The sequence below is a fragment of the Caulobacter sp. Root1472 genome (genome assembly GCF_001426985.1).
Taxonomy (GTDB): domain Bacteria; phylum Pseudomonadota; class Alphaproteobacteria; order Caulobacterales; family Caulobacteraceae; genus Caulobacter; species Caulobacter rhizosphaerae.
On the sequence record NZ_LMFX01000015.1, the window covers coordinates 26,704 to 49,340 of the forward strand.

Annotated in this window: 26 protein-coding genes and 2 pseudogenes; 13 read left to right on the forward strand and 15 right to left on the reverse strand. The window is 68.6% G+C overall.

The features are described from left to right. Nucleotides 1-7 precede the first annotated feature (7 nt). Together ASD47_RS27590 and ASD47_RS11930 are read left to right on the forward strand one after the other, a co-directional pair. Nucleotides 8-98: pseudogene (locus ASD47_RS27590) on the forward strand (hypothetical protein); the annotation flags it as partial. A 153-nt stretch (nt 99-251) separates the two neighbouring features. Continuing rightward, the gene (locus ASD47_RS11930; protein WP_056756368.1) at nt 252-458 is read left to right on the forward strand and encodes a hypothetical protein; all 207 of its coding nucleotides are present in this window, start codon (nt 252-254) and stop codon (nt 456-458) included. Nucleotides 459-659: 201 nt separating this feature from the next. Here the strand turns inward: ASD47_RS11930 and ASD47_RS11935 are convergent, their stop codons facing one another. Further along, entirely contained in the window at nt 660-1,604 is a 945-nt protein-coding gene (locus tag ASD47_RS11935) for a M20/M25/M40 family metallo-hydrolase (protein ID WP_056756371.1), read from the reverse strand. Nucleotides 1,605-1,797: 193 nt separating this feature from the next. On the opposite strand from ASD47_RS11935, the gene ASD47_RS11940 reads away from it, so the two are divergent. The 4 genes from ASD47_RS11940 (at nt 1,798) to ASD47_RS11955 (ending at nt 3,783) form a co-directional block, all read left to right on the forward strand. Further along, complete coding sequence (locus ASD47_RS11940; RefSeq protein WP_012287488.1) at nt 1,798-2,034, forward strand: BolA/IbaG family iron-sulfur metabolism protein; 237 nt, start codon at nt 1,798-1,800, stop codon at nt 2,032-2,034. Between the two features lie 5 nt (nt 2,035-2,039). After that, nucleotides 2,040-2,936, forward strand: a complete 897-nt coding sequence (locus ASD47_RS11945) for an aldo/keto reductase (protein WP_056756374.1) — start codon at nt 2,040-2,042, stop codon at nt 2,934-2,936. Between the two features lie 77 nt (nt 2,937-3,013). Continuing rightward, nucleotides 3,014-3,367 carry a Grx4 family monothiol glutaredoxin gene (gene grxD, locus ASD47_RS11950; protein WP_056756377.1) on the forward strand — a complete coding sequence of 118 codons (354 nt, stop codon included), beginning with the start codon at nt 3,014-3,016 and terminating at the stop codon, nt 3,365-3,367. Beyond that, complete coding sequence (locus ASD47_RS11955) at nt 3,364-3,783, forward strand: thioesterase family protein (RefSeq protein ID WP_056756380.1); 420 nt, start codon at nt 3,364-3,366, stop codon at nt 3,781-3,783. The genes grxD and ASD47_RS11955 overlap by 4 nt, the downstream gene beginning before the upstream one ends. A 163-nt stretch (nt 3,784-3,946) precedes the next feature. Here ASD47_RS11955 and ASD47_RS11960 read toward each other — a convergent pair whose 3' ends face one another. After that, nucleotides 3,947-4,312 (reverse strand): hypothetical protein, encoded by a 366-nt coding sequence (locus ASD47_RS11960; RefSeq protein ID WP_056756382.1) that lies wholly within the window; start codon nt 4,310-4,312, stop codon nt 3,947-3,949. A 76-nt stretch (nt 4,313-4,388) separates the two neighbouring features. On the opposite strand from ASD47_RS11960, the gene ASD47_RS11965 reads away from it, so the two are divergent. Continuing rightward, complete coding sequence (locus ASD47_RS11965) at nt 4,389-5,540, forward strand: serine hydrolase (protein ID WP_156402222.1); 1,152 nt, start codon at nt 4,389-4,391, stop codon at nt 5,538-5,540. Here the strand turns inward: ASD47_RS11965 and ASD47_RS11970 are convergent. The 11 genes and pseudogenes from ASD47_RS11970 to ASD47_RS12015 form a co-directional block, all read right to left on the reverse strand. Next, the gene (locus ASD47_RS11970) at nt 5,537-5,881 is read right to left on the reverse strand and encodes a hypothetical protein (protein WP_082564589.1); all 345 of its coding nucleotides are present in this window, start codon (nt 5,879-5,881) and stop codon (nt 5,537-5,539) included. The two genes, ASD47_RS11965 and ASD47_RS11970, sit on opposite strands and share 4 nt — an antisense overlap. A gap of 116 nt (nt 5,882-5,997) precedes the next feature. Beyond that, on the reverse strand, nt 5,998-6,951 hold the full coding sequence (gene htpX / locus ASD47_RS11975; protein WP_056756389.1) for a zinc metalloprotease HtpX: 954 nt from the start codon (nt 6,949-6,951) through the stop codon (nt 5,998-6,000). Nucleotides 6,952-6,977: 26 nt separating this feature from the next. Continuing rightward, on the reverse strand, nt 6,978-7,295 hold the full coding sequence (locus ASD47_RS11980) for a zf-TFIIB domain-containing protein (RefSeq protein WP_056756392.1): 318 nt from the start codon (nt 7,293-7,295) through the stop codon (nt 6,978-6,980). A gap of 377 nt (nt 7,296-7,672) precedes the next feature. Continuing rightward, on the reverse strand, nt 7,673-8,290 hold the full coding sequence (gene rpsD, locus ASD47_RS11985; RefSeq protein WP_056756396.1) for a 30S ribosomal protein S4: 618 nt from the start codon (nt 8,288-8,290) through the stop codon (nt 7,673-7,675). Nucleotides 8,291-8,455: 165 nt separating this feature from the next. Beyond that, nucleotides 8,456-8,869: a biopolymer transporter ExbD gene (locus ASD47_RS11990; protein ID WP_082564590.1), complete on the reverse strand. Its 414-nt coding sequence runs from the start codon at nt 8,867-8,869 to the stop codon at nt 8,456-8,458. Nucleotides 8,870-8,887: 18 nt separating this feature from the next. Beyond that, nucleotides 8,888-9,160 (reverse strand): hypothetical protein, encoded by a 273-nt coding sequence (locus tag ASD47_RS11995; RefSeq protein WP_056756404.1) that lies wholly within the window; start codon nt 9,158-9,160, stop codon nt 8,888-8,890. A gap of 9 nt (nt 9,161-9,169) precedes the next feature. After that, entirely contained in the window at nt 9,170-10,006 is an 837-nt protein-coding gene (fghA, locus tag ASD47_RS12000) for an S-formylglutathione hydrolase (protein ID WP_056756408.1), read from the reverse strand. 126 nt (nt 10,007-10,132) lie between these two features. Beyond that, the gene (locus tag ASD47_RS12005; protein WP_056756411.1) at nt 10,133-11,242 is read right to left on the reverse strand and encodes an S-(hydroxymethyl)glutathione dehydrogenase/class III alcohol dehydrogenase; all 1,110 of its coding nucleotides are present in this window, start codon (nt 11,240-11,242) and stop codon (nt 10,133-10,135) included. A gap of 121 nt (nt 11,243-11,363) precedes the next feature. Further along, nucleotides 11,364-11,491 (reverse strand): annotated as a pseudogene (locus tag ASD47_RS27595) (hypothetical protein); the annotation flags it as partial. Then, entirely contained in the window at nt 11,475-12,275 is an 801-nt protein-coding gene (locus ASD47_RS12010; RefSeq protein ID WP_056756415.1) for an RNA methyltransferase, read from the reverse strand. The pseudogene ASD47_RS27595 and the gene ASD47_RS12010, both read right to left, overlap by 17 nt. 93 nt (nt 12,276-12,368) lie before the next feature. Further along, complete coding sequence (locus ASD47_RS12015) at nt 12,369-14,876, reverse strand: ATP-binding protein (RefSeq protein ID WP_082564591.1); 2,508 nt, start codon at nt 14,874-14,876, stop codon at nt 12,369-12,371. Between the two features lie 206 nt (nt 14,877-15,082). Between ASD47_RS12015 and ASD47_RS12020 the strand changes: the two genes are divergently transcribed. Then, nucleotides 15,083-16,300 carry an NADP-dependent isocitrate dehydrogenase gene (locus ASD47_RS12020; RefSeq protein WP_056756420.1) on the forward strand — a complete coding sequence of 406 codons (1,218 nt, stop codon included), beginning with the start codon at nt 15,083-15,085 and terminating at the stop codon, nt 16,298-16,300. Nucleotides 16,301-16,473: 173 nt separating this feature from the next. Then, nucleotides 16,474-17,682: a hypothetical protein gene (locus ASD47_RS12025; protein WP_056756423.1), complete on the forward strand. Its 1,209-nt coding sequence runs from the start codon at nt 16,474-16,476 to the stop codon at nt 17,680-17,682. Here the strand turns inward: ASD47_RS12025 and ASD47_RS12030 are convergent. Beyond that, complete coding sequence (locus tag ASD47_RS12030) at nt 17,679-18,638, reverse strand: glucokinase (protein ID WP_230983658.1); 960 nt, start codon at nt 18,636-18,638, stop codon at nt 17,679-17,681. The two genes, ASD47_RS12025 and ASD47_RS12030, sit on opposite strands and share 4 nt — an antisense overlap. 202 nt (nt 18,639-18,840) lie before the next feature. Here ASD47_RS12030 and ASD47_RS12035 point away from each other — a divergent pair, with 202 nt between their 5' ends. The 4 genes from ASD47_RS12035 to ASD47_RS12050 all read left to right on the forward strand — a co-directional run bounded on the left by ASD47_RS12035 (nt 18,841) and on the right by ASD47_RS12050 (nt 22,053). Then, nucleotides 18,841-19,416 carry a DUF2939 domain-containing protein gene (locus ASD47_RS12035; protein ID WP_056756430.1) on the forward strand — a complete coding sequence of 192 codons (576 nt, stop codon included), beginning with the start codon at nt 18,841-18,843 and terminating at the stop codon, nt 19,414-19,416. A gap of 122 nt (nt 19,417-19,538) precedes the next feature. Then, entirely contained in the window at nt 19,539-20,522 is a 984-nt protein-coding gene (locus tag ASD47_RS12040; protein ID WP_056756433.1) for an AEC family transporter, read from the forward strand. Nucleotides 20,523-20,625: 103 nt separating this feature from the next. Further along, a complete protein-coding gene (locus ASD47_RS12045) occupies nt 20,626-21,513 on the forward strand; it encodes a DUF1080 domain-containing protein (RefSeq protein ID WP_056756435.1) in 888 nt (295 codons plus the stop codon). 42 nt (nt 21,514-21,555) lie between these two features. Continuing rightward, nucleotides 21,556-22,053, forward strand: a complete 498-nt coding sequence (locus ASD47_RS12050) for a hypothetical protein (RefSeq protein WP_056756440.1) — start codon at nt 21,556-21,558, stop codon at nt 22,051-22,053. Here the strand turns inward: ASD47_RS12050 and ASD47_RS12055 are convergent. Then, nucleotides 22,050-22,601, reverse strand: coding sequence for a YidH family protein (locus ASD47_RS12055; RefSeq protein ID WP_200945256.1), 552 nt, complete (start codon nt 22,599-22,601; stop codon nt 22,050-22,052). The two genes, ASD47_RS12050 and ASD47_RS12055, sit on opposite strands and share 4 nt — an antisense overlap. Between the last annotated feature and the right edge of the window lie 36 nt (nt 22,602-22,637).

Genomic DNA, 22,637 nt, shown 5'->3' on the forward strand with positions numbered 1-22,637 from the left:
GCCCTGCGTGGTCCTCGTCCTTCGACAAGCTCAGGATGAGGACCATTTGCAGACCGAGCCGTAGAAAACCTCATCCTGAACTTGTCGAAGGACGAGGTTTTCGGCCGCCCGCTGAATATCGATCCGGCCCGCCCCTCCCCGGCCGTCACGACACTGGCGCATCGCGACACTATCTATCTCCGGAACGCAGAAGGCCGCCCTGGGAACGAACGTCGCGCCCAGCCGCTTGCCCGGCAGCCAAGGAGACCGACATGGCCGTCATTCCCAACCTGGACGAGTTCATTCTCGAGGAAACCGCCGACGGGATCTTCCTGACCGTCACCGGCGACGACGAGCAGACCCTGAAACTGCGGGTCACGCTGGATGACCTGGAGGAGATCGTCGAGGTCATCGACGAGGTGTTCGGTTTGGAAGAGGACGACGGAGAGACCGAGGAGGTGGACGAGAGCGCGGGGTGAGTCGAACCTTTCACTGATCCGTTCAGCCGAAGGCCCAGAGCGACAAGCTAAGGAGATCCTCATCCTGAGGCGCCCGCGCAGCGGGCCTCGAAGGACGCAGGTCAGGCCAGCTCTCCGCGTCCTTCGAGGCTCGCCGCAAGCGGCGAACACCTCAGGATGAGGAAAATCAAGCCGGGCCCGGGATGAGCGGGTTCAAATAACCTACCGCCCCGCCCCCTTGCTGATCCCGTCCAGGTCGTCATCCAGCGCCCGCGTCGCGCTCACCACCGTCGCCACGGACCGCTTGAAGAAGTCCTGCGGCACGGTGGCGAAGTCGTCGGTGGGCTGGTGGTATTCGGGGTGGTCCTCGACGCCGAAATAAACCCAGGGCACGCCCTTCTCGGCGAAGGCCCCCTGGTCCGACTGCGCCGTCCAGTTGTTCTCCTTGCCCTCGGCGTCGGTGTCGTGGCCCAGCAGCAGCTTGACCGGCGCGGTCTTGGCCACCCCCTCCAGCACCGGCTTCAGGTACGGCTGGGGACCGGCGCCGCTGACATAGAGCTGGCCCTTGGCGTTCTTGCTGATCATGTCGAAATTGACGTTCAGCCCGATGCTGGCCAGCGGCACGGCGGGATCGGCGACGAAGGCCTTGGCGCCCTTCAGCCCGCTTTCTTCGGCGTCGAAGGCGACGATCAGCACGGTGTGGCGCGGCGGCCTGGCCTTGAACGCCTCGGCCACGGCCAACAGGCCGGCGATCCCCGAGGCGTTGTCGTCGGCCCCGTTATAGACCTGCCCCTTGCGGACCCCGAGGTGGTCATAGTGGGCCGAGACCACCAGCACCTTGTCGGAGCTGGACGTGCCCTGGATTCGCGCCACCAGGTTCACGCCGGTGACGTCCTTGCCGAAGGTCCTGGGCTTGAAGGTGAACGGCCGCTCGAACTTGCCGTCCTGTGGCCGCAGCCCGATCTGGCCGAAGCGCTGGATGATATAGGCCCGCGCCTTGGCCCCGCCCGGCGTGCCGACGCCTCGCCCCTCCATATTGTCCGCCGACAAGATGCGGACGTCGTCCAAGGCGTGGGCCCCGGGTTTGGACGCGGCGTGGGCTTGGCCGGTCAGGCCGACGAGGACGGCCGAGACGGCGACGGCGTGGCGGAAGGCGCGAAGGGTCATGCCCCCTTCAATGCGTCCGGATTCCCCGGTCGGCAAGCCAGTCCGCCTCGCCTTGGTCGCCAGGACGCCAATCACGCGGCCATCGCAGGGTCGGCGTGAAAGCAACATTTCAGCAGGAATAGGCATTTTCCCGTATGTCCGTTCTTAAGGTTTACGCCGCATACCGAGGTTGAGAGATTCGGAGTCTTCGCCCGTGCCCATGTCCTTCCCCGACCTCGAAGCCCGCCTGCACGACGCCTTTCCGGACGCCGAGATCGTGCTGACCGACCTGGCTGGCGACGGCGACCACTACAAGGCGCGGATCGTCTCGCCGGCCTTCCGCGGCCTGAACCGGGTCAAGCAGCACCAGATGGTCAACCGCGCCCTGGCCGACGTGCTGGGCGGCGCGCTGCACGCCCTGGCGCTCGAAACCGCCGCGCCGACGGAGTAGGGGTCGTGCGCTATCGCCCCTTCGGAAGCGCGGGCGTAGCGGTCTCGGCGATCACGCTGAGGCTGGAGGATGAGCCGCGCCTGCGCGGGGCCGACTGGCGCAAGCTGATCTTCGCGGCGCTGGAAAGCGGCATCAACAGCTTCGAGATCGACGGCGTCTCCTCGGCCCTGATCGAGGGCGCGGCCGAGGCCTTCTCCACGGTCGAGCGGCGCCTGCTGTTCATCGGCTGGCGGTTGCGGGGCTCGCTGGACCGGGCGCTGAAGGCCCAGGCCGTGCACGACATGATCGACCAGGCCCTGGACCGCACCGGCCTGGGCCACCTGGACCTGGCCACCCTGGACGACCCGGACGCCAACGCCTTTCCCGCCGAAACCCTGGAACAGCTGAAGGCCCTGCGCGGCGCGCGGCTGATCCGCCTGCTCGGCGTGGCGGGGGCCGGCGACAAGTTCGACGCCTATGTCGCCTCGGGCCAGTTCGAGGCCATGACCACGCCGTTCAACCTGGCCTCGGGCTGGGTGGAGCGCAACCGCGTGCGATCCGCCGTGGGCCGCGAGATGGCGGTGATCGGGCTGGACTATTGGCCCGAAACGCTGCGCGAGGCGCACAGGGCCACTTTCCTGCCCAAGCCATCGCTCTGGCGGCGCAAGACCGATCCGCTGGCCGATGTCGGCGGCTACGACTTCCTGCGCAACACGCCCGGCTGGAACGCCCAGCAGATCTGCCTGGCCTACGCCCTGACCGAGCCGTCCCTGGCCAGCGTCCAGGTCACGGCCAGCTCGCCCGCCGAGATCGAGGCCCTGGCGGCGATCACCGAGCGCGACCTGCCCACCGGCTGCGCCGCCCAGATCGAGATGGCCCGCTTCTCGGCCCAGGAAGCGGCGAAGGCAAAGCGTCGCGCCTGAGACCTTCGGCCGCGCCAAGGCTTGACCCGGAGGGGCGCGGCGCCTAGCTGAGAGCCTACGCCCAAGGATTTCCTTCCATGACCGCCACCACCCCCGACGTCGCCGCCTCCCCCGCCCTCGACTTCATCGCCAAGACCGTGGCCGAAAACCCCGTGGTCCTGTTCATGAAGGGCGTGCCGGACCAGCCGCGTTGCGGCTTCTCGTCGATCACCGTCCAGATCCTCGACCATCTGGGCGTGTCGTTCGTCGGCGTCGACGTGCTGCAGGACGACGAACTGCGCCAGGGCGTCAAGACCTTCACCGACTGGCCGACCATTCCCCAGCTCTACGTCAAGGGCGAGTTCATCGGCGGCAGCGACATCGTCCGCGAGATGTTCCAGTCGGGCGAGCTGAAGACCTTGCTGGCCGAGCAAGGCCTGATCGAGGCTTGAGTCGACTCTTCGTCCCGCCAGGCGACGCCTTCACGCTGACCTTCGAACCGAAGGCGTCGGACATCGACGCCAACGGCCACGTCAACAACGTGGTCTATCTGGCCTGGGGCCAGGACCTGGCCATCGCCCACTGGGACGCCTGGGCCAGCCCCGAGGAGCGGGCCCCGTGGAGCTGGGTGGCCCGCCGCCACGAGATCGACTACCGCCGCGAACTGCTGCCGCACGAGATCGCCACCGGCTACACCTGGGTGGGCGAACTGAAGGGGCCGCGCTTCGAACGCTTCTTCCGCATCGACGGCCCCGACGGCGAGATGTGCGCCCAGAGCCGCACCGACTGGGTGCTGATCGACATCGCCGCCAAGCGCCCGGCGCGGGTTCTGCCCTGGATGGTCGAGCGCTTCACGCCGAAGAGCTAGGACCTCTCCCTCTCCTTCTCAGATCCGCTCATCCCGGCAAACGCCGGGATCCAGATCCCATAGCTCGGTGGCTGATTGGATGGACTCGGCGGTCTTGGCGTCAGCCTCGAAGCCCTTCCATCTGGGTCCCGGCGTTCGCCGGGATGAGCGGAGAGAAAAGGGCTCAGTTTACGGGATTGAGGAGCCGAACACTCCCCGCCCCTGCGAGACCCAACTCGTCGTAGCTGAAGCTGACCTCCGTCACGCTCGGGGCCGTCTTGCAAACATCCAGGCGCTTGCGGGCGAAGGAAACCGTTTTCTCACGACCGTCATGGCCGACGTAGAAGACGAAATCGGCCTTGGTCGTGCAACCGGTCGATTCGACTTTCAAGACGAGCGCTGCGGGGCCGGCCACCGCGCCACGCAAGGTCTCCAGCTCACCGGTCTCCAGCCCGGGCCGCACGACCAGGGTCACGCCCCCGCGCCCCGCGCAGCCGCCCAGGGCCAGGAACAGTCCCGCGGCCAGCAGACGACGTCGATCGGGGTCCATGTACAACCTTGGCAAGAAGCTGAAACTGGGCCCTAGTTTGCCCACGGCCCCGCCGCACGCAACCGACGAGGATCCAGTGCTGGGTAAATTTGCTTCGATGGCCGTCTCGGTCGCCTGCCTGACCGCCGCGTCTCCCGCCCTCGCCAGGCCCGCCGACTACAAGGCCCTGGACGCCGAGGCCGCCCGGCTGATGGCGGCCGGCAAGATCCCCGGCCTGGCCTATGCGGTGATCGAGCACGGCAAGGTCGCGCATGTCAGCGCTCAGGGCTGGGCCAATATCGAGCAGAGGCGGCCGCTGGAGACCGATACGGTCATGTACGCGGCCTCGATCACCAAGGCGGCCTTCGGCCAGTACGTGCTGATGCTGGTCGACGATGGCAAGCTGGACCTGGACACCCCGATCAAGACCTATCTGCAAAAGCCCCTGCCCGACTACGACGCCTACAAGGACCTGGCCGCCGATTCACGCTGGGAGAAGATCACTCCCCGCATGCTGATGACCCACACGGCGGGCTTCCCCAACTTCCGATGGCTGAACCCCGACGGGAAGCTGGACATCAAGACCGATCCCGGCACGCGCTACGTCTATTCCGGCGAGGGCCTGAACTTGATGCAGTTCGTCATCGAGCAGGGCCTGGGCCTGAAGGTCGGCGACGACATGAACCGTCGGATCTTCCAGCCCCTGGGCATGACCCGAAGCGCCATGAGCTGGCGGCCCGACTTCCGCCCCAACCTGGCCGACGGCTATCGCCAGGACGGCAAGTTCGAGGCGCATGACGAGCGCAGTAGCGTGAAGGCGGCCGGATCGCTGGACACCACGATCGACGACCTCGCCAAGCTGGCCGCCGCCATGGTCTCGGGCCAGGGCCTGTCAGCCAAGGCCACCGCCGAGCGGACCAAGGCCAGCTTTCCGATCGCCAATCCGCATCAGTTTCCGCCGACCTACACCGAGGTCGAGCCGGCCAACGCCGAGATCGGCCTGGCGGCCGGGATCGGGGTCGTGGTGTTCGACGGTCCGCAGGGCCACGCCTTCTTCAAGGGCGGGCACAACGACATCACCGACAATATGCTGGCCTGCGTCGAGCGCGGTCGGCGCTGCATCGTGCTGCTGACCAACAGCGAGGTGGGTCAGCGGATCTTCCCGCCGCTGGTCAAGGCGGCGCTGGGCGAAACGGGGATGCCTTGGGCCTGGGAGTACGGCCGCGCCTTGCCCGTGACGGCGCCTTAGGCCGCCTTGGCGTGCAAGGTCTCGCGCAGACGCGCGGCCACGTCGCCCAGGGTGATGCGCGACAGGGCGCCATCGACATCCGGCGCGCCCTCGGCGGCCATCGAGCTGGCCAGGCCGGCGGTGAAGTCGGTGATGGCGGTGATGTGCTGGGCCAGCATGTCGACCATGTGCAGTTCCTGCATCACCTTCAGCCGGCTCTCCAGCGGCACGGCTTCAAGCAGCTGGCCCAGGGCGCTGTCCAGGTGCCCACAGGAGACCGCGGCGATCGACATTTCGGCCGACAGGGCTTCCAGCAGGCCGACGATGCCGGTGGTCTTCTGGACTTCGAGCGTCATGGTCATGGCTTTCCCCCAAGCGTTTCAAATCGATAGCGCCTGGGGCCTTGTCGCATAGTTAAGGCTGGCGGAAACCCGGCCCGGGGGCGAACCGGGGCCAGGGTGACAGATTGTCGCGGATCTCAGCGCCAGGGACCGAGCCGGCGCCCGTCGCCGATTCCGTCGCCCACCGGCACGGCCGTCCCGACCCGCCCGCGCGTGGCCTGGCCGACGCCCAGCCGCAGCAGGGCCTCGACCCGGTTGTGGGTGGCCGGGTGGGTCGAGAACAGGTTGTCGCCGCCCCCATTCGCCCTTGGGCCCGACAAAGGGTTGATGATGAACAGGTGCGCCGTGGCCGGGTTACGCTCGGCTTCGACATTGACCGCGCCGCCGCGGGCGTAGGCCTCGATCTTCTCCAGCGCCCGGGCCAGGGCCCGGCCGTCGCCGGCGATCTGGGCGCCCACCCGGTCGGCCTCGTATTCGCGCGAGCGGCTGATGGCCATCTGCACCAGCATGGCGGCGATCGGCGCCAGTATGGCCAGGACGATGGTCCCGATCAGGCCGCCCGGACGCTCGTCGTCCTCGCGCGAGCCGCCGAAGAAGAACGCGAAGTTGGCCAGGGCCGAGATCGCGCCGGCGATGGTGGCCGTCACGGTCATGGTCAGGGTGTCGCGGTTCTTCACGTGCGCCAGCTCGTGGGCCATGACGCCGCGGATCTCGTCGCGGTCCAGCAGGCTCAGCAGGCCGGTGCTGGCGGCCACGGCGGCGTGGGCCGGATCGCGGCCGGTGGCGAAGGCGTTGGGCTGCTCGCTGTCGATCACCGTGATGCGCGGACGCGGCAGGCCAGCCCGGCGGGCCAGGTCCTCGATGTCGGCGACATAGGCGCGGATCAACGGCTCGGGGTGCCCGGCGTCGACCTCGACCGCGCCATACATGCGCAGCACGATCTTGTCGGCGTTCCAGTAGCTGAACAGGTTCATGCCCAGGGCGAACACCAGGGCGATCAGCATGCCGGTCGGGCCGCCGATCATATAGCCGGCTCCGACGAACAGCGCCGTCAGGCCAGCCAGCAGGACGAAGGTCTTGAGGTGGTTCATGGCTTGGATCGTGTGGTCTGGGTGGATCAGTCGAAGATGTCGAACAGGTCGAAACGCTTCTTCTTGTGGCCGTAATGGCCCTGGCCCTGGTGGCGGCGCTCGTCGTCGTGACGATAGTCCGGGCGGCGATCGGAACGCGGGTCGGAACGCTCAGGGGGCCGATCGTAGTCAGGCAGGCGCGGCGTCGCGGCCTGGGGCTCGCCCCGCTCCATGGCCATCAGCTTTTCCAGTTCACCGCGGTCCAGCCACACGCCCCGGCACTGGGGGCACATGTCGAACTCGACGCTGGCGCGCTGCACGGCCTGCATGGAGGCGTCGCAATTGGGGCACATCAGAAGCGGCATTTCGGATCCCTGTCCTGTTGATGGACGGGTGTCCTCGAAGCTGGAGCCGGTGGCGGAGGGGGGAGGGACAACCGGACCCAGACATCGAGAACACCCGATGCGGTCCGACATCACGAGTGCTTGCATCACTCGCCAGAGGGGCCCGGCCCGCCCATGAGATCTAGGAGGCTGTCGGGGCGGTTCAAGGGCCGCGGTGCGGAAAAAGATCCTCGCCCTGTGGGGGCGGTGGCCCGGAGGGTCGGAGGGGACAGCTCGGCCTGGCCGGAGATCCCCCTCAGTCACTGCGCGACAGCTCCCCCAAAGGGGGAGCAGCAACGAAAACGAAAAAGGCCCCGGGTTTCCCCGGGGCCTTTCCGATCGTCTTCGAGGATCGACGCTTACGAAGCGTAGAATTCGACGACGAGGTTCGGTTCCATCTTCACCGGATACGGCACTTCGGCCAGTTCCGGGGCGCGGACGAAGGTGGCGGTCATCGACTTGGCTTCGACCGTGATGTAGTCGCAGAAATCGCGTTCCGACGAGGCCAGGGCCTCGATCACCAGCGCCATGTTGCGCGACTTTTCACGGACGCTGATCACGTCGCCGGCCTTCACGCGGTAGGAGGCGATGTTGACGCGCTTGCCGTTCACCAGCACGTGGCCGTGGTTGACGAACTGACGGGCCGCGAACGGGGTCGGCACGAACTTGGCGCGGTAGACGACGGCGTCCAGACGCGACTCGAGCAGGCCGATCAGGTTTTCCGAGGTGTTGCCCTTGCGGCGGGCGGCTTCCTCGTAGGTGCGCGAGAATTGCTTCTCGGTCAGGTTGCCGTAGTAGCCCTTCAGCTTCTGCTTGGCGCGCAGCTGCAGGCCGAAGTCCGAAACCTTCTGCTTGCGGCGCTGACCGTGCTGGCCGGGGCCGTAGGACCGCTGGTTCACCGGCGACTTGGGCCGGCCCCAGAGGTTTTCGCCCATGCGGCGATCGATCTTGTACTTGGCGCTATGGCGCTTGGACATAAGTCACTCTTTTAGTTCGATCCGGGCCGGCGCCCTCGAGAGGGTGCGATCTCAACGGCGGCTTCGGGTCATTCCGTCATGCGGTTTTCGCGCCGTCCGGCGAGCCGGCGGCGAGAAGGGGCGGTTTATGGCGGAGGGGCGGCGGGGAGTCAACGGCGCTGACCGCTAACGGATGTCCTCGTTGATCAGATAGACCTCCAGCCCCTGACGACGAACCAGGCGCACGGCCGACATGTAGTCGCCGTAGGCGGCGTCCGCCTCGGCCCGGATGGCGACGCCGCGAAGTCCCGTGCTGCGAAGGACCTTGAGGCGAGCCTCGAGTTCCGCTGGATCGACCGAGTGCTGATCGAGCGACAGCTCACCGCCCTTGCCCACCGAAATGAAAGGCGAAGCCGCCTCAGGACGAGTTTCCACCGGTCCGGGGTCCCGGGGCGACACATCCAGCGTCAAGCTGGAACGGGATGACGAAAGCGCGGCGGCCACCACCGCGAACAGCGCCAGCAACACGGGAACCATCGGCGTCAGGTTGATCGCCGCCAGTGGCCGCGCTTCGAACCGCCCCGCCAATCGTCGCGCCATGCACCCAGCCCCTTCGGCCTAGTCGAGATTGAGGGTGCGTACTGGCGGGCTTCCCCGCCGTTGCACGCGGCGACGCCAGTCGTTCCACCGCCAGACCCCGAAGGCGACGATCAAGGCGGCCACGCTCACGAAGGCCCACGCCAAGGATTCCACCACGGACCGGCCGTGACGAGCGCCATCCAGGACCGCCAAGACGAAACCGCCGCCCGACACGACCCCAAGGCGCAGAACCGCTCCTTTCAGGCGCCCGTCGCCTGCGATCCAATCGACGGCTCGAACCCAGTTGATCATAGGGCCAAGCTACAGCCGTTCAGCGTGCCATGCCATATGCTCGCCGATGAACGTCGCGATGAAGAAGTAGCTGTGGTCGTAGCCGTCCTGGCGCCGGACGGTGACCTTGCGGCCGGCCTTGGCGGCGACGGCTTCGATCAGCTGCGGCTTCAGCTGGCTTTCCAGGAAGCTGTCGGCCAGGCCCTGGTCGATCAGGATCTCGTCGAAGGCTGCCCCTGCCCCGTCCTCGATCAGGGCGGTGGCGTCATGGGCTCGCCAGGCGGCGCGGTCAGGGCCCAGATAGGCGGTCATCGCCTTGTCGCCCCACGGGCAGTTCAGCGGCGAGACGATCGGCGAAAAGGCGCTGACCGACCTGAAGAGCTCGGGATTGCGCAGGGCGATGGTCAGGGCCCCGTGGCCGCCCATCGAATGGCCGAAGATCCCGCGCCGAGCCCGGTCCAGCGGGAAGGCGGCGTCGACGGCTTCCAGCAGGTCCTGCGTCACGTACGAGTACATCTTGAAGTGCGGCGCCCATGGCGCTTGCGTGGCGTCGACATAGAAGCCCGCCCCCTGCCCCAGGTCGTAGGCTAGGTCGTCGGCGACGCCCTCACCGCGTGGCGAGGTGTCCGGCGCGACGATGGCGACCCGGTGCCGGGCCGCGTGCGCGTAGACGCCCGACTTGGTGGTGAAGTTGTCCTCGGTGCAGGTCAGGCCCGACAGCCAGACGAGGTATGGGAACGGCCCTTCGCCATCCGGCGTCCAGACGGTGAACTTCATCGGCGTGCCGGTGCTGGCGCTGTCGTGCCGGCAGTAGCGCAGTGTCCCGCCCTGGGTGCGGTGGGTGGCGAGGGTTTCCACGTTGGACATGTCATGCGCCGAAGGTCCCCCTCCGGCCCTCCGGGCCACCTCCCCCAGAGGGGGAGGAGCTGTTGCGCCAAGATGCTCCCCCTCTGGGGGAGCTGTCGCGAAGCGACTGAGGGGGCTTTCCCGCCCCTAGAACGTCACCACCGTCCGGATGCTCTCGCCGGCGTGCATCAGGTCGAACGCCTCGTTGATGCGCTCCAGCGGCAGGACGTGGGTGATCATCGGGTCGATCTGGATCTTGCCGTCCATGTACCAGTCGACGATCTTGGGCGTGTCGGTGCGGCCGCGGGCGCCGCCGAAGGCCGTGCCCTTCCAGACCCGGCCGGTGACCAGCTGGAACGGGCGGGTGGCGATCTCCTTGCCGGCCTCGGCCACGCCGATGATGATGCTTTCGCCCCAGCCGCGATGGCAGGCCTCCAGCGCCTGACGCATGACCGTGGTGTTGCCGGTGGCGTCGAAGGTGTAGTCCGCCCCGCCGTCGGTCAGGGCCACCAGGTGGGCGACGAGGTCGCCGTCGATGGTCTTGGGATTGACGAAGTGGGTCATGCCGAACTGACGGCCCCAGGCCTCGCGGTCGGGATTGAGGTCGACCCCGACGATCATGTTGGCGCCCACCAGCTTCAGGCCTTGGATGACATTGAGGCCGATGCCGCCCAGGCCGAACACCACGGCGTTGGCGCCCGGCTCGACCTTGGCGGTGTTGACCACCGCCCCGACGCCGGTCGTCACGCCGCAGCCGCAATAGCAGGCGGTCTTGAACGGCGCGTCCTTGCGGATCCGCGCCACGGCGATCTCGGGCAACACCGTGTAGTTGGAGAAGGTCGAGCAGCCCATGTAGTGGTGGATCGTCTGGCCCTTGTAGGAGAAGCGGCTGGTGCCGTCCGGCATCAGGCCCTTGCCCTGGGTGGCGCGGATCGCCGTGCAGAGGTTGGTCTTGCCCGACAGGCAGCTTTTGCACTGGCGGCATTCGGGCGTGTAGAGCGGGATCACGTGGTCGCCGACCGCCAGGCTGGTGACGCCGGGCCCGACCTCGACCACCACGCCCGCGCCCTCGTGGCCCAGGATCGAGGGGAACAGGCCCTCGCTGTCCAGGCCGTCCAGCGTGTAGGCGTCGGTGTGGCAGACGCCGGTGGCCTTGATCTCGATCAGCACCTCGCCGGCCTTGGGGCCTTCCAGATCGACCTCGACGATCTCCAGCGGCTTCTTGGCCTCGAAGGCGACGGCGGCGCGGGTCTTCATCGGTCAGGTCTCCGGGTGTCGAGTCGGGCCGGACTTTGCCCCTGGGGCGCGGCGGGGTCGAGCCCTTACGGCCGGCCTGGCGGAAGACGTCTGGCTCAACGGCGGCGCGGCCAAGCCGTACGTCCTTCGAGGCCCGCTGCGCGGGCGCCTCAGGATGAGGAGCTCTGTGCTGAATTCCTCATCCTGAGGTGCGAGGCGCAGCCGAGCCTCGAAGGACGTACGGCTTGGCGCGCTAGCCTTCGGCGTCAGGCGTCTCGCCCTTGGCGGCCTTCTGGGCCGCCAGCTTGGCCAGCACCCGGCCCCGCCCCTTGGACAGGGCCGTGACCACGCCGCGGAAGGTGCGCACCTCCTGCTCGGTCAGCCGGGCCCGGGCCAGCGGGGCGCGCAGGTTGCGAACCATCGACGGCTTCTTCTCAGGCGGATGATAGAAGCCGGCCTTCTCCAACTCGTCTTCGAGCTGGCCGTAGAGGCCCAGCAGGCTGGACTGGTCGGCGGGCTCGGCGACGTTGTACTCGAACTTGGACCACGGCCGGTCGTCGACCGTCATCTTCCATTCGTAGGCGTTGATCGACACGGCCTGGGCCAGGTTCAGCGACCGGAAGCGCTCGTCGATCGGGATCGAGACGATGGCCTGGCACAGGGCGATGTCGTCGGTCTCCAGCCCCGCCCGCTCGCCACCGAACAGCAGTCCCACGGCCCGGCCTTGGGCGACGTCGGCCGACAGGTGGGCGGCGGCCTCGCGCGGGGTGTAGACCGGCAGGCGGGTCTCGCGCGGGCGGGCGGTGGTGGCGAAGACAAGCTTAAGGTCGGCGATGGCCTCTTCCAGCGTGTCGAACACCCGGGCGTCGTCCAGCGGCCAATTCGCGCCCGAGGCGCTGGCCCAGGCGCGCTCCTGGGGCCAGCCGTCCCGCGGCTTGACCAGGCGCAGGTCCGACAGGCCGAAATTGGCCATCACGCGCGCCACCGCGCCGATGTTCTCGGCCAGTTGCGGCTGGTTCAGGATCACACAGGGCGGGGCGTGCTTGGAGGTCATCGTCCCCCTTTGCCGCCGGACCGCCGCGCGGTGCAAGCCCCATGATGGTGTTTGGCGCCTGCGGCGACGTCCGGCCGGCGGGACGGTCGAGGCTTAATCCGCCACGCTGAGCTCGCCCGCCGCGTGCGCCAGCCGCGCCCGCGCCAGGGCCTCCAGCAGCTGGGCCGGCCGCACCGGCTTGGCCAGGTGGAGGTCGGCGCCCGCCGCCCTGGCGGCCGAAACGTGCTCCTCCATGGCGTTGGCGGTCAGCATGACCAGCAGCACCGGCGGCACCCCGACGGCGGCTTCGCGCTCGCGGATCAGGCGGGTGGCGGTCAGGCCGTCCATGACGGGCATCTGCATGTCCATCAGGATCGCGTCGAAGGCCCCGGGCGCGAAGGCGTCCAGCGCCGCCTGGCCGTCCTCGACCATGGTCAGGTTCACGTCGAACGGCTGGAGGATGATCTCGACCACCTTCTGGTTGGTGGGATGGTCTTCGGCGACCAGCACCCGCAGGCCCTCCAGCGAGATCTCTTCCTCGTCGCCGGGCGCCGCATCCTCGACAGCCCGGATGCGGGTCAGGGGCAGGTCGACCTGGAACGTCGCCCCGCGGCCCACCACCGCGCGGGCGTCGATGCGGCCGCCCATCATCTCGGCCAGGGCGGCGCAGATCGACAAGCCCAGGCCCGAGCCGCCGAACTGGCGGGTGATCGACTGGTCGGCCTGGACGAAACGCTTGAACAGCCGCTGGCGCACAGTGTCGTCGAAGCCGACGCCGGTGTCGCTGACGATGAAGCTCAGCCCCTCGGTCCCGCTTTCGACGCTCAGCGCCACCTCGCCGATGGCCGTGAACTTCACGGCGTTGGCCAGCAGGTTGTTGAGGATCTGGCTGATGCGCCCCGCGTCGCCCAGATAGCTGCCAGCCAGGCCGGGCTGGATCGCCCACCGGAACTCCAGGTCCTTGGCCTGCGCCGACGCCCGATGCAGCTCGGCCACGCCGCCGACCAGGCTGGCCAGGTCGAAGGGCGCGGGGGTCAGGTGGAACTGGCCCGCCTCGATCTTGGAGACGTCGAGGATGTCGCTGAGCACCTGCTCCAACAGGCGGCCCGACGAGGTGACCAGGGCGGCCAGCTCGCGACGGCGCTCGGGGTCGGTCTCGTTGGCCAGGCGGTCGCCGATGGCGATGACCCCGTTCAGCGGCGTGCGCAGCTCGTGGGACATGTTGGCCAGGAACACGGACTTGGCCTGGTTGGCGTGCTCAAGCTCGGCCGTGCGCTCGGCGACGCGCTCCTCCAGCGAGCGCAGCAGTTCGATATTGCCGTCGCGCTGGTCGCGCAGGGTGCGGGCCAGGGCGCCGATCTCGTCGGCGCGATGCTCGATGGGCTCGGCGTCGACGACATTGCCCGTGCGGTGCGCCTCGGCCAGCACCCGTAGCGGCCGCTCGACCGTCAGGCGCATCACCCGGTAGAGCAGCGCCACCTGGATGATCACCCCCAGCACGCCGAACAGCAGCACCCACGACGCCGTCTTGACCGCCGACCACACCAGGTCGCCGGACGGGAAGCTCATCAGGAAGTACCAGTCGGGCTCCTTGAGCCGGCCATAAGCGATCACCCTGTCGCCGGTGCGGATGGCGCCCACGTCCGCGCCCCGCGCGCGGATCTGGCTGACGACGTCGGCGACGCCCTCCTGGGCCTGGGCCCGCACCAGGGCCTGGGCGTCGACGACGCCGTTCTTGGCCAGCCCTGGCGAGGCGATCAGCTCGCCGTCCGACGAGACGATCATGTTGCGCCCGCCCGGCAGGGCGTCCTCGACGGCCCGCAGCAGGTAGGAGTCCAGCGACAGGCTGGTGCCCCAGGCCCCCAGCTGCTGGCCATGATAGTCGAAGGGCGTCATGCAGGCCGAGTTCAGCCCCCGGCCGCTGGGGTCCGACAGCAGCTTGCGCAGCTTGGTGCACTTCATCACCCGCTCGCGGTTCTGCTGGGGCAGGGTCAGCAGGGTCATCTCCTCGCCGCTGACGTCGAAGGTCGGCGGGGCCTTGTGGCGGTAGTAGGTCAACCGATCCGGCCGCCGGGGCGCGAACATCACCAGCCGGGTGTTGGGCGTGAAGAAGTAGAAGTTGTCGTAGCGGTTCAGTTCGGCCTCGCCGGTGTGCGACACCACCTGGGTCGCGGCCAGGAACAGGGCCTTCTCCGCGGGGGTCAGCTTGTCGGCGTTCCGCAGGTAGCCGCCGACGCCGTAGGTATAGTCGCCGTCGACCACCCCGCCGTCATAGAGCGCATCGGCCGTGCGCCGGGTGCCGTCGCTGCGCCGGGGAAACTGGGCGTCGAACGCGCGCTCGACCGTGCGAGGATCCAGCGCCTGCAGCCGGCGCGCCAGGGAGTCGGACGCGGCCTCATGCACCTTGACCAGGTCGGAGAACAGTCGGTCCTCGGTCTTGACCCGCTCGGCGGCGTACTCGGTCAGGTGACGCATCTGGGCGTCGGTGGCCGCTTGCTGCACGAAGACGAAGGTCACGGCCGTCGCCACGCCCGTCACGGCGATGGACAGGATCGCGACGATCGCCAGCAGCCGCCGCGCGAGCGGCGAAGTGACGTCGGCTATGGCGGCCCGCTTCTTCACGCCTGGTTCGTACCCCAAGAAGCCTCAACAAGGATTTACACGCGGATCAAACACTTAGCGTGCGCAAAGGGCTTCATCGCCGGTTCGAGGCCACCTCGGCTTTCCCCCCGGCTCGCAACAGTCTATAGGCACGCCGTCCGCGCCGCTCCTTGGCCCTGTGCGCCAAAGAGTCACAGGCGCGCCACCGCGAGAGGAAAGACCCCGCAATGGCCAAGATCAAAGTCGCCAACCCCGTCGTCGACATGGACGGCGATGAAATGACCCGGATCATCTGGAAGCTCATCAAGGATAAGCTGATCTTCCCGTACCTGGACCTGGAGCTCGACTATTTCGACCTCAGCGTCGAGAACCGCGACGCCACCAACGACCAGGTCACGATCGACGCGGCCGAGGCGACCAAGAAGCACGGCGTGGCCGTCAAGTGCGCCACCATCACCCCCGACGAACAGCGCGTCACCGAATTCAATCTGAAGAAGATGTGGAAGTCGCCGAACGGCACGATCCGCAACATCCTGGGCGGCGTGATCTTCCGCGAGCCGATCATCTGCCAGAACGTGCCGCGCCTGGTGCCGGGCTGGACCCAGCCGATCATCGTCGGCCGCCACGCGTTCGGCGACCAGTACAAGGCCACCGACTTCCTGTTCCCGGGCAAGGGCACGCTGTCGATCAAGTTCGTCGGCGAAGACGGCGCCACCATCGAGCACGAAGTGTTCAAGAGCCCGTCGGCCGGCGTGGCCATGGGCATGTACAATCTCGACGAGTCGATCCGCGACTTCGCCCACGCTTCGTTCGCCTACGGCCTGGGCCGCGGCTATCCGGTCTATCTCTCGACGAAGAACACGATCCTCAAGGCCTATGACGGCCGCTTCAAGGACATCTTCCAGGAGATCTACGACGCCGAATACGCCGACAAGTTCAAGGCGGCCGGCATTCACTACGAGCACCGCCTGATCGACGACATGGTCGCCTCGGCCCTGAAGTGGTCGGGCGGCTATGTCTGGGCCTGCAAGAACTACGACGGCGACGTGCAGTCCGACATCGTCGCCCAGGGCTTCGGCTCGCTGGGCCTGATGACCTCGGTGCTGATGACGCCGGACGGCAAGACCGTGGAAGCCGAGGCCGCCCACGGCACCGTCACCCGCCACTACCGCCAGCACCAGAAGGGCGAGTCGACCTCGACCAACTCGATCGCCTCGATCTTCGCCTGGACCCGCGGCCTGGCCCACCGCGCCAAGCTGGACGACAACACCGAGCTGGCCGCCTTCGCCCACACCCTGGAAAAGGTCTGCGTCGACACCGTCGAAAGCGGCTTCATGACCAAGGACCTGGCCCTGCTGGTCGGCGACAAGCAGTCCTGGCTGACCACCGAGGGCTTCCTCGACAAGATCGACGAGAACCTGAAGAAGGCCATGGCCGCGGCCTAAGCTACAAGGCCTGGACCTTCGCGACGCCTCTCCCGCAAGGGGGAGGCGTTTTGCGTTCGGGCCCTCGCCAAGGAAACAAAAATTGGCTCTTCTGGGCGCCGCGCCCCCGTGCCGCGCGTTCCACGACCCTGAAGTGGCGCGCCCGATCGAGAAGTTTGCCCTATGGCCCCCGCATGACCGCGATCGCATGTCTGAAGATCTTCGTGGGCGAGGAGCTGGTCTTCGCCGACACGGACACCATGGCCAGCGTGGTCGCCAAGGTTGCTTCGGCCTATCTGGAAACTCACTGGACCTGGCCGCGACGCTACGGCCTGGTGGCCCCGTTCTCCTTTGTCCTCGCCGATCCCCGGGCCACCAGCCTGGACGCCGAGGAGCTGTGCCGCATGTCCCGGGACCTGCAATACAAGCTGTTCGGCGAGAACGGCGCGGGCGAGGTCACCCTGCTGATGCTCGAGGGCGACCAGGCCGAGGTCATGCGGTTCGCGGGAACGCCCGCCCTGGCGCTCAAGACCTTGCTGGACGGCCTGGACGATCGCGCCTTCACCGGCCGAGTCTGCAAGATCACGCCGGAGGGCGCGGTCAGCCTCACGCCGCCGGACGGTCCGACGGAAGGGGCCCCGCCGGCCGAGGAACTGGCGGCCCTTTCGCCCGCGCCGGGCGACATCGACGACCTGCTGCAGGTTGAATCGCCGCGCACCGGCTGGTGGGGCATCTACTATCTGCCCAAGGAGCGGTTCGTCGGCGGCGGCGTGGGCTGGGGGGCCGAGATCAACGGCAGCCCGGTCATCGACCTCGTCGAGGCGGTGGAGCGCGACCAGGCCTGCCACGAGGCCGCCCTGGTCGAGGCGAAATCCGGCCCGTCGGGATACCTGTTCCTGCCCTTCTGCTTTTCGGCCCTGATCAAGCCCAGCCTGCAGCGGAGCTATGAAACCACCCTCCAGAAGCTGCCCCGCGCCCTGAGGCCCCGGCTGGCGGCCAACATCTATGACGTGCCCCGCGAACCCAGCTACGGCGCGATCAACAAGGTCCGCTCGTTGCTGATCGACCGCTTCTCGCTGCTGGACCTGCACGTGTCGGACCCAGGTTTCCGGATCGAGAGCCTGCAGGCCGGCGCGGTGAACAGCGTCACCCTGGTGCTGAGCGGCGAGGACGAACGGCAGCGCGGGGCGGCGATCACCCGCTTCCTGCGCGACCCCGCCGCTTATCGAAACAAGAGGGTCTGGCAGGGCATCGCCGGGGTCCAGAGCTTGCGCGAGCTGGATCTCTGCCGACGGCTGAAGGCCCCCTTCCTCAGCGGCCCAATCGTCGCGCCGGTCTCGGCGAAATTCCACGGCGAGGCGGCCTGCCCCTCGTTGAACCTCCCCTACCGTCACGCGGTTTAGAAGGGACCGCTCCCCGCGTAGAGGGCGGAAAGGCCCAGGAGACCGCAATCGGCCTCCAGGACCAGATAGAGCGGGATGTCCCTCATATAGACGTCCATCCGTCCCTTGGCCTCGAAGCGGGTCCGGCACAGGTCGCGGTCGAACAGATCGGTCCAGCCCAGCATCATCGGGCTGAAGATGTAGACGCCGCTGCGGGCTCCCGCCACCAGCGCCAGGTCGCCTGAAACCGACCCCAGCCAGCTGGAGAACAGCGCGAAGGCTTCCCGCGCGATCGGGTCCTGGGCGCGCGCCGCCGCCACCAGCTGCCCGAAATCCCCGCCTGGCGGCGCGTGGCCGTCCAGCTGGGCGATGGCGGCGGCGACCTCAAGCAGGCCGCCGTCGGACAGCACCCGATCGGCCGAGACATAGGGGTTGGCCAGCCGCAGGTGTTCGATGACGGCGCATTCGCGGGCGGAGCCCGCCGCCAGGGCGGCGTGTCCGCCTTCGCTGGCCGTGGCCACCCAGCCCACGAAACCGTCGGGATTGAGGATCGACACGCCGAGGCCGGTGCTCGGCCCCAGGGCCGCCGCCGGGGCCTGGCCCTTGGGCGGCGCCCCGCCGATCTGCTCCAGGGCTTCGGGCCCCAGCAGCGGCATCGCCATGGCGCGGGCGGTGAAGTCGTTGACCAGGCGGACCTCGGCCACGCCCAGCCGCTCGGACAGCACGTCCGCGTCCAGCTTCAGGTCCGCATGGGTCACCTGCAGGGTCTTGCCGAAGATCGGGCCCGGCGCCGAGAAGGCCGCCCCGTGCAGACGCGGCCCGCCCAGCTTCGCCAGCGCCTGGCTCAAGACCTCGATCAGCTCGTCCAGGGAGCTGGCCGGCATGGCCTCGACCGTCGCCGGCGGCTCGCCGGCCTCGACCACCGCGAAACGCGCATACGCCCCATCCGCATCGACCAACAGGAACTTATCGGACACGAACACCTCACTGGCCGCCGGGGGTCTTGCGCCCTAAGAAACGCGCGTTTTCCCCAATGAGGCAAGGCCGTTCGCTCGCAGGCGACGCGCGTGGCGTCGGACCGTCAGGTTGAGCGGCAGGCCAAGTCCTGGGCAAGAAGCGGCTTGTCCCTGGCGGCGGAATGGGGTGTCCTTCGGTCCCGAGCCTTCGCGCGGAGCGGCGATGACCTTTCAAAAGCGGCTTTGGGACCTGGTCGTCCTGGCGATCGCGGTCTTCGCCGCCGCCTTCGCCACTGCCCCCTGGTTCGCCTTTCGCGCCCTCAAGGCCGCCGCCCAGTACGAGGACGTGCAGGCGATCGGCGAGCTGGTGGACTTCCCCGCGGTGCGCAGGAGCCTGACGGCCGAGCTGGACGAGACCCCGGCCGCCGCCGCGCCGGCCGAACCGCCGTCGCTCTGGCGCGATCCCTTGCGCGTCTTCAAGCGCGCCATCGAACCGATCGCCCCGCCCGAGCCCAAGGTCGACCGCTACCTGACCGTTCCCGGCCTGGCGGCCCTGACCCGCGGCTACGCGCCCGGCGGCGCCCCGCCCGCTCCCGCCAAACCCGCCGCCGCCCTCGACCAGCTCAAGGCCGCCGTGGCCGGCCCGCATCCCGCCATCGCCTACTGGGATCCCAATCGGGTGCGAATCTCGGTCAAGCGGCCGGGCCAGCCGGCCAAGACCACGATCTTCACCTTCCGGCGCGACAAGCTGTTCACCTGGCGGCTGGTGCACATTCGCCTACCGGTGGACGAACGCTAGGCGCGGCCGGTCCGAGGATCTGGAAAACGGCCGAACTTTGACCGCCGCCCGCGACCGATGCTATCGACGGTCGGCCCCTTCGGGCGGAGACCGCCACGCTTGCGCCCTATGCCGGTGACCCTGTGATCGACCTGTTGCTCGATGTGCCGCAGCGGGTGGTGCCGTTCTTCCTGCTGGTGGCGGGCGGCGTGACCCTGGCCCGGCTGCGGCTGTTCGACGCCCGGATGTCGGCAGGGCTGTCGACCTATGTCTACTGGATCGGCTTTCCGGCCCTGCTGGTGCACTCCCTGTCGCGGGTGGGCGTTCCCGACCACGCCCTGACCCTGGGCCTGCTGACCTACGGGGCCTGCGCCCTGCTGGTGGTGGCCCTGATGGTGGCGATCGGCATCGCCCTGCGCTGGACCCGCGAGGAGCGGGCCGGCGGGGCCCTGTCGGCCAGCCTGGGCAACAGCGCCTTCCTCGGCCTGCCCATCGCCCTGGCCGTGCTCGGTCCCGAGGCCGCGCGGGTTTCTGCCGGCGTCGTGGCGGTGGACTTCGTGGTCGTGGCGGCCATCGGCGTGGGCCTGCTGGGCTGGGCCGGCGGCCGCTCGACCTGGCGCTCGCTGATGCAGGCCCTGCGCAACCCCATCGTGCTGGCGGCGATCACCGGCTCGGTCATGGCCCTGGCCGGCCTGTCCCTGCCCGGCGTGCTGGACCGCGCCGTGGGCGCGGCGGCCGCCTCGGGCAGCCCCGTCGCCCTGGTCGCCCTGGGGATCGCCCTGGGTCTGACCGGCCTGCCGGCGGCCGGCGTGCCCTGCGAGCCGACCGACGAGGAGCCCTCGCCGATCCCGCGCTGGGGGCCGATCATCGTCGCCGCCGTCGGCAAGCTGATGGTCATGCCGACCCTGGCCTGGTTCGCGACCGGTCTGGTCGACGCCCCCCTGCCCTTCCGCCTGGGCGCGACCCTGCTAGCCGCCACCCCGACCGCGGTCAACGTCTTCATCCAGACCAAGGCCTACAGCGTGTTCGAGCGCGGCGGGGCGCGAATCGTGGCCCTGACCACCGCCGTCTCCTGCGTCAGCCTGTCGGCGATCGCGATCCTGCTGGAGCGCTACGCTGGGGCCTGACGCCCAGCCGGCCCAGGGTCGATCTACGACCATCCGAGCCTTGCACCGACAACGCTGTCAGCTACCCTGGCGCGCAGCCCCGGCAGGGGGCGCGGGAGGACGCATGCTCAAGACCCTGGCCTTCACCCTGGCGCTCGCCGTCGCCGCCCCCGCTCTTGCCACACCCGCCCAGGCCGCCCCGAACCCGCCCTTGGCGCTCGCCGACGTCCCCAAGGCCGCCGGTCCGGCCGTCGCGCTGTTCAACGGCAGGGACCTGAAGGACTGGGATGCCTGGCTGGGCTATGCCGACCCGGCCCTGACCTACAAGCGCCCGCCGGTCGCGCCGATCGGCGCCGGTCCCCGGAGCGCCGAGATCTTCAAGGCTGTGGTCGAGGACGGCCGCCCCGCCCTCTATGTCAACGGCAAGATCTGGGGCAGCCTGGTCCACAAGGGCGACTTCCGCGACTACCACCTGCGGCTCCAGTACAAGTGGGGCAAGGGCCGCTGGGCGCCGCGCGAGGCCCAGGCGCCCAATAACGGCCTGCTCTACCACTCGCACGGCGCGCCCGGCGCGGTCTGGGGGACCTGGAGCCAGGCGGTGGAGTTCGAGATCATGACGGGCTCGATCGGCATGGTCGTGCCGGTGGGCGAGGCGATCAGCGCCACCGCCACCGCCGTCGACGACTCGACCCTGATCGCTCCCAAGCTGCGGTTCTCGCCCGCCGGCCGCGCTGTGACGACGAAGGGCGGCACGGCCGACTGGAACATTGAGGCCTACAGCGACGCCGAGAAGCCGGCCGGCGAATGGAACACCCTGGACCTCTACGTGCTGGGCGACCGCGCCGTCCACGTGGTCAACGGCGTGCCGGTCATGGAGGTCCGCGACCTCAAGGCCGACGGCGCCCCCCTCACCCACGGCGCGATCCAGCTGCAGTCGGAGGGGGCCGAGACCTTCTTCCGCGATATCGTCCTGGAGCCGATCACCAGCCTGCCGAAAATCGTCGCCCCGTAAGCCTCAACTTGACCGCGAGCCTAACCGTGGCAAGCTCGCGCCATGCCCCGCCCATCGCACCGTCTCGCCGCCGCCGTCCTGCTGACAGGCCTGCTCGCCGCCTCCGCGATCCGGGCGGAGGAGAAGGCGTATCGTGGCGCGCGGGCGGAAAACACCCGCCAGGTCGGTCCGTTTTCGGTGTGGTGCGCGCGGGACGGCACGCTGTCGGGACTAGATCACGAGGAATGCCGGATCTGGATCGAACAGGGCGCCAACGGGATCAGCGCCTGGCGCACCCATGACCACATGCACGTCTACGTTCACGGCGCCTGGTGCCGGAAGACCCCTCCCCTGACGCCCTCGCCCGCCACCTCGCTGGAGCGCCGCAATCTGGCCGCCAAGACCGCCGTGACCCGTCTCCAGCGCGCCTTCGACGCGGCGGCCGACGCGTGCGGCGCCCCGCGACGCACCTTCCGCCAGGCCGACCTTCGCGCCTTGCTGCGCTTCACCTCGGGCCTGACGAACGAGGATTTCGGGGCCGAGCCGAACAGCCCGTCCTAATCCGCCGGCCGTCCAGCCCGGTCACCCGAACACCGCCGCCTTGAAGACCATGTTGGCGATCGCCGCGAAGCCAGCAGCAGCAGGCCCAGCGAGACCATGAAGGTGATCGAGACGGGGAACCGGCTGTCGGCGTGAACCAGTCCCTGGCGCTTCATGCCGGCCCGGGTACGGCGCAGCTCCAGCATGAACAGCACGTGGTGGATCATGCCGACGACCAGCATGACGATCCCCAGCAGCACCAGGATGATGCCGAAATTACACGGCGCGTTGGGGTTGGCGATCGTGCCGGCGTCATGCAGCTTCTGGAACGTCTGATAGACCGTGAAGCCAAACCCGATCAGCGACAGCGAGGTGCAAATCATCGACGTCAACGTTCGGTCGTCGCTCATTCGCGTGCGCCGCATCGACATCTCGGTGCGGTGGGTCGAGAGATCGGTCCGGTAGGTCGACAGGTCGGTCCGGTGCTCCGACAGAGAGGTCCGGAACGTCGAGAGCTTGGTGCGGTGGGTCGAGTACTGCGCCGAGGCGATGTCGGGCTTCTCGCTCACCTGCGGCAGAGGCGGCGTCGGCGGCAGCTCGATCCG

Excerpts from the sequence above, each read along its gene's own strand:
- ASD47_RS11930 (WP_056756368.1), top strand. The coding sequence starts at position 252 with ATGGCCGTCATTCCCAACCTGGACGAGTTCATTCTCGAGGAAACCGCC.
- ASD47_RS11935 (WP_056756371.1), bottom strand. The coding sequence starts at position 1,604 with ATGACCCTTCGCGCCTTCCGCCACGCCGTCGCCGTCTCGGCCGTCCTC.
- grxD (WP_056756377.1), top strand. The coding sequence starts at position 3,014 with ATGACCGCCACCACCCCCGACGTCGCCGCCTCCCCCGCCCTCGACTTC.
- ASD47_RS11960 (WP_056756382.1), bottom strand. The coding sequence starts at position 4,312 with ATGGACCCCGATCGACGTCGTCTGCTGGCCGCGGGACTGTTCCTGGCC.
- ASD47_RS11970 (WP_082564589.1), bottom strand. The coding sequence starts at position 5,881 with ATGACCATGACGCTCGAAGTCCAGAAGACCACCGGCATCGTCGGCCTG.
- htpX (WP_056756389.1), bottom strand. The coding sequence starts at position 6,951 with ATGAACCACCTCAAGACCTTCGTCCTGCTGGCTGGCCTGACGGCGCTG.
- ASD47_RS11980 (WP_056756392.1), bottom strand. The coding sequence starts at position 7,295 with ATGCCGCTTCTGATGTGCCCCAATTGCGACGCCTCCATGCAGGCCGTG.
- rpsD (WP_056756396.1), bottom strand. The coding sequence starts at position 8,290 with ATGTCCAAGCGCCATAGCGCCAAGTACAAGATCGATCGCCGCATGGGC.
- ASD47_RS11990 (WP_082564590.1), bottom strand. The coding sequence starts at position 8,869 with ATGGCGCGACGATTGGCGGGGCGGTTCGAAGCGCGGCCACTGGCGGCG.
- ASD47_RS11995 (WP_056756404.1), bottom strand. The coding sequence starts at position 9,160 with ATGATCAACTGGGTTCGAGCCGTCGATTGGATCGCAGGCGACGGGCGC.
- fghA (WP_056756408.1), bottom strand. The coding sequence starts at position 10,006 with ATGTCCAACGTGGAAACCCTCGCCACCCACCGCACCCAGGGCGGGACA.
- ASD47_RS12005 (WP_056756411.1), bottom strand. The coding sequence starts at position 11,242 with ATGAAGACCCGCGCCGCCGTCGCCTTCGAGGCCAAGAAGCCGCTGGAG.
- ASD47_RS12010 (WP_056756415.1), bottom strand. The coding sequence starts at position 12,275 with ATGACCTCCAAGCACGCCCCGCCCTGTGTGATCCTGAACCAGCCGCAA.
- ASD47_RS12020 (WP_056756420.1), top strand. The coding sequence starts at position 15,083 with ATGGCCAAGATCAAAGTCGCCAACCCCGTCGTCGACATGGACGGCGAT.
- ASD47_RS12025 (WP_056756423.1), top strand. The coding sequence starts at position 16,474 with ATGACCGCGATCGCATGTCTGAAGATCTTCGTGGGCGAGGAGCTGGTC.
- ASD47_RS12035 (WP_056756430.1), top strand. The coding sequence starts at position 18,841 with ATGACCTTTCAAAAGCGGCTTTGGGACCTGGTCGTCCTGGCGATCGCG.
- ASD47_RS12045 (WP_056756435.1), top strand. The coding sequence starts at position 20,626 with ATGCTCAAGACCCTGGCCTTCACCCTGGCGCTCGCCGTCGCCGCCCCC.
- ASD47_RS12050 (WP_056756440.1), top strand. The coding sequence starts at position 21,556 with ATGCCCCGCCCATCGCACCGTCTCGCCGCCGCCGTCCTGCTGACAGGC.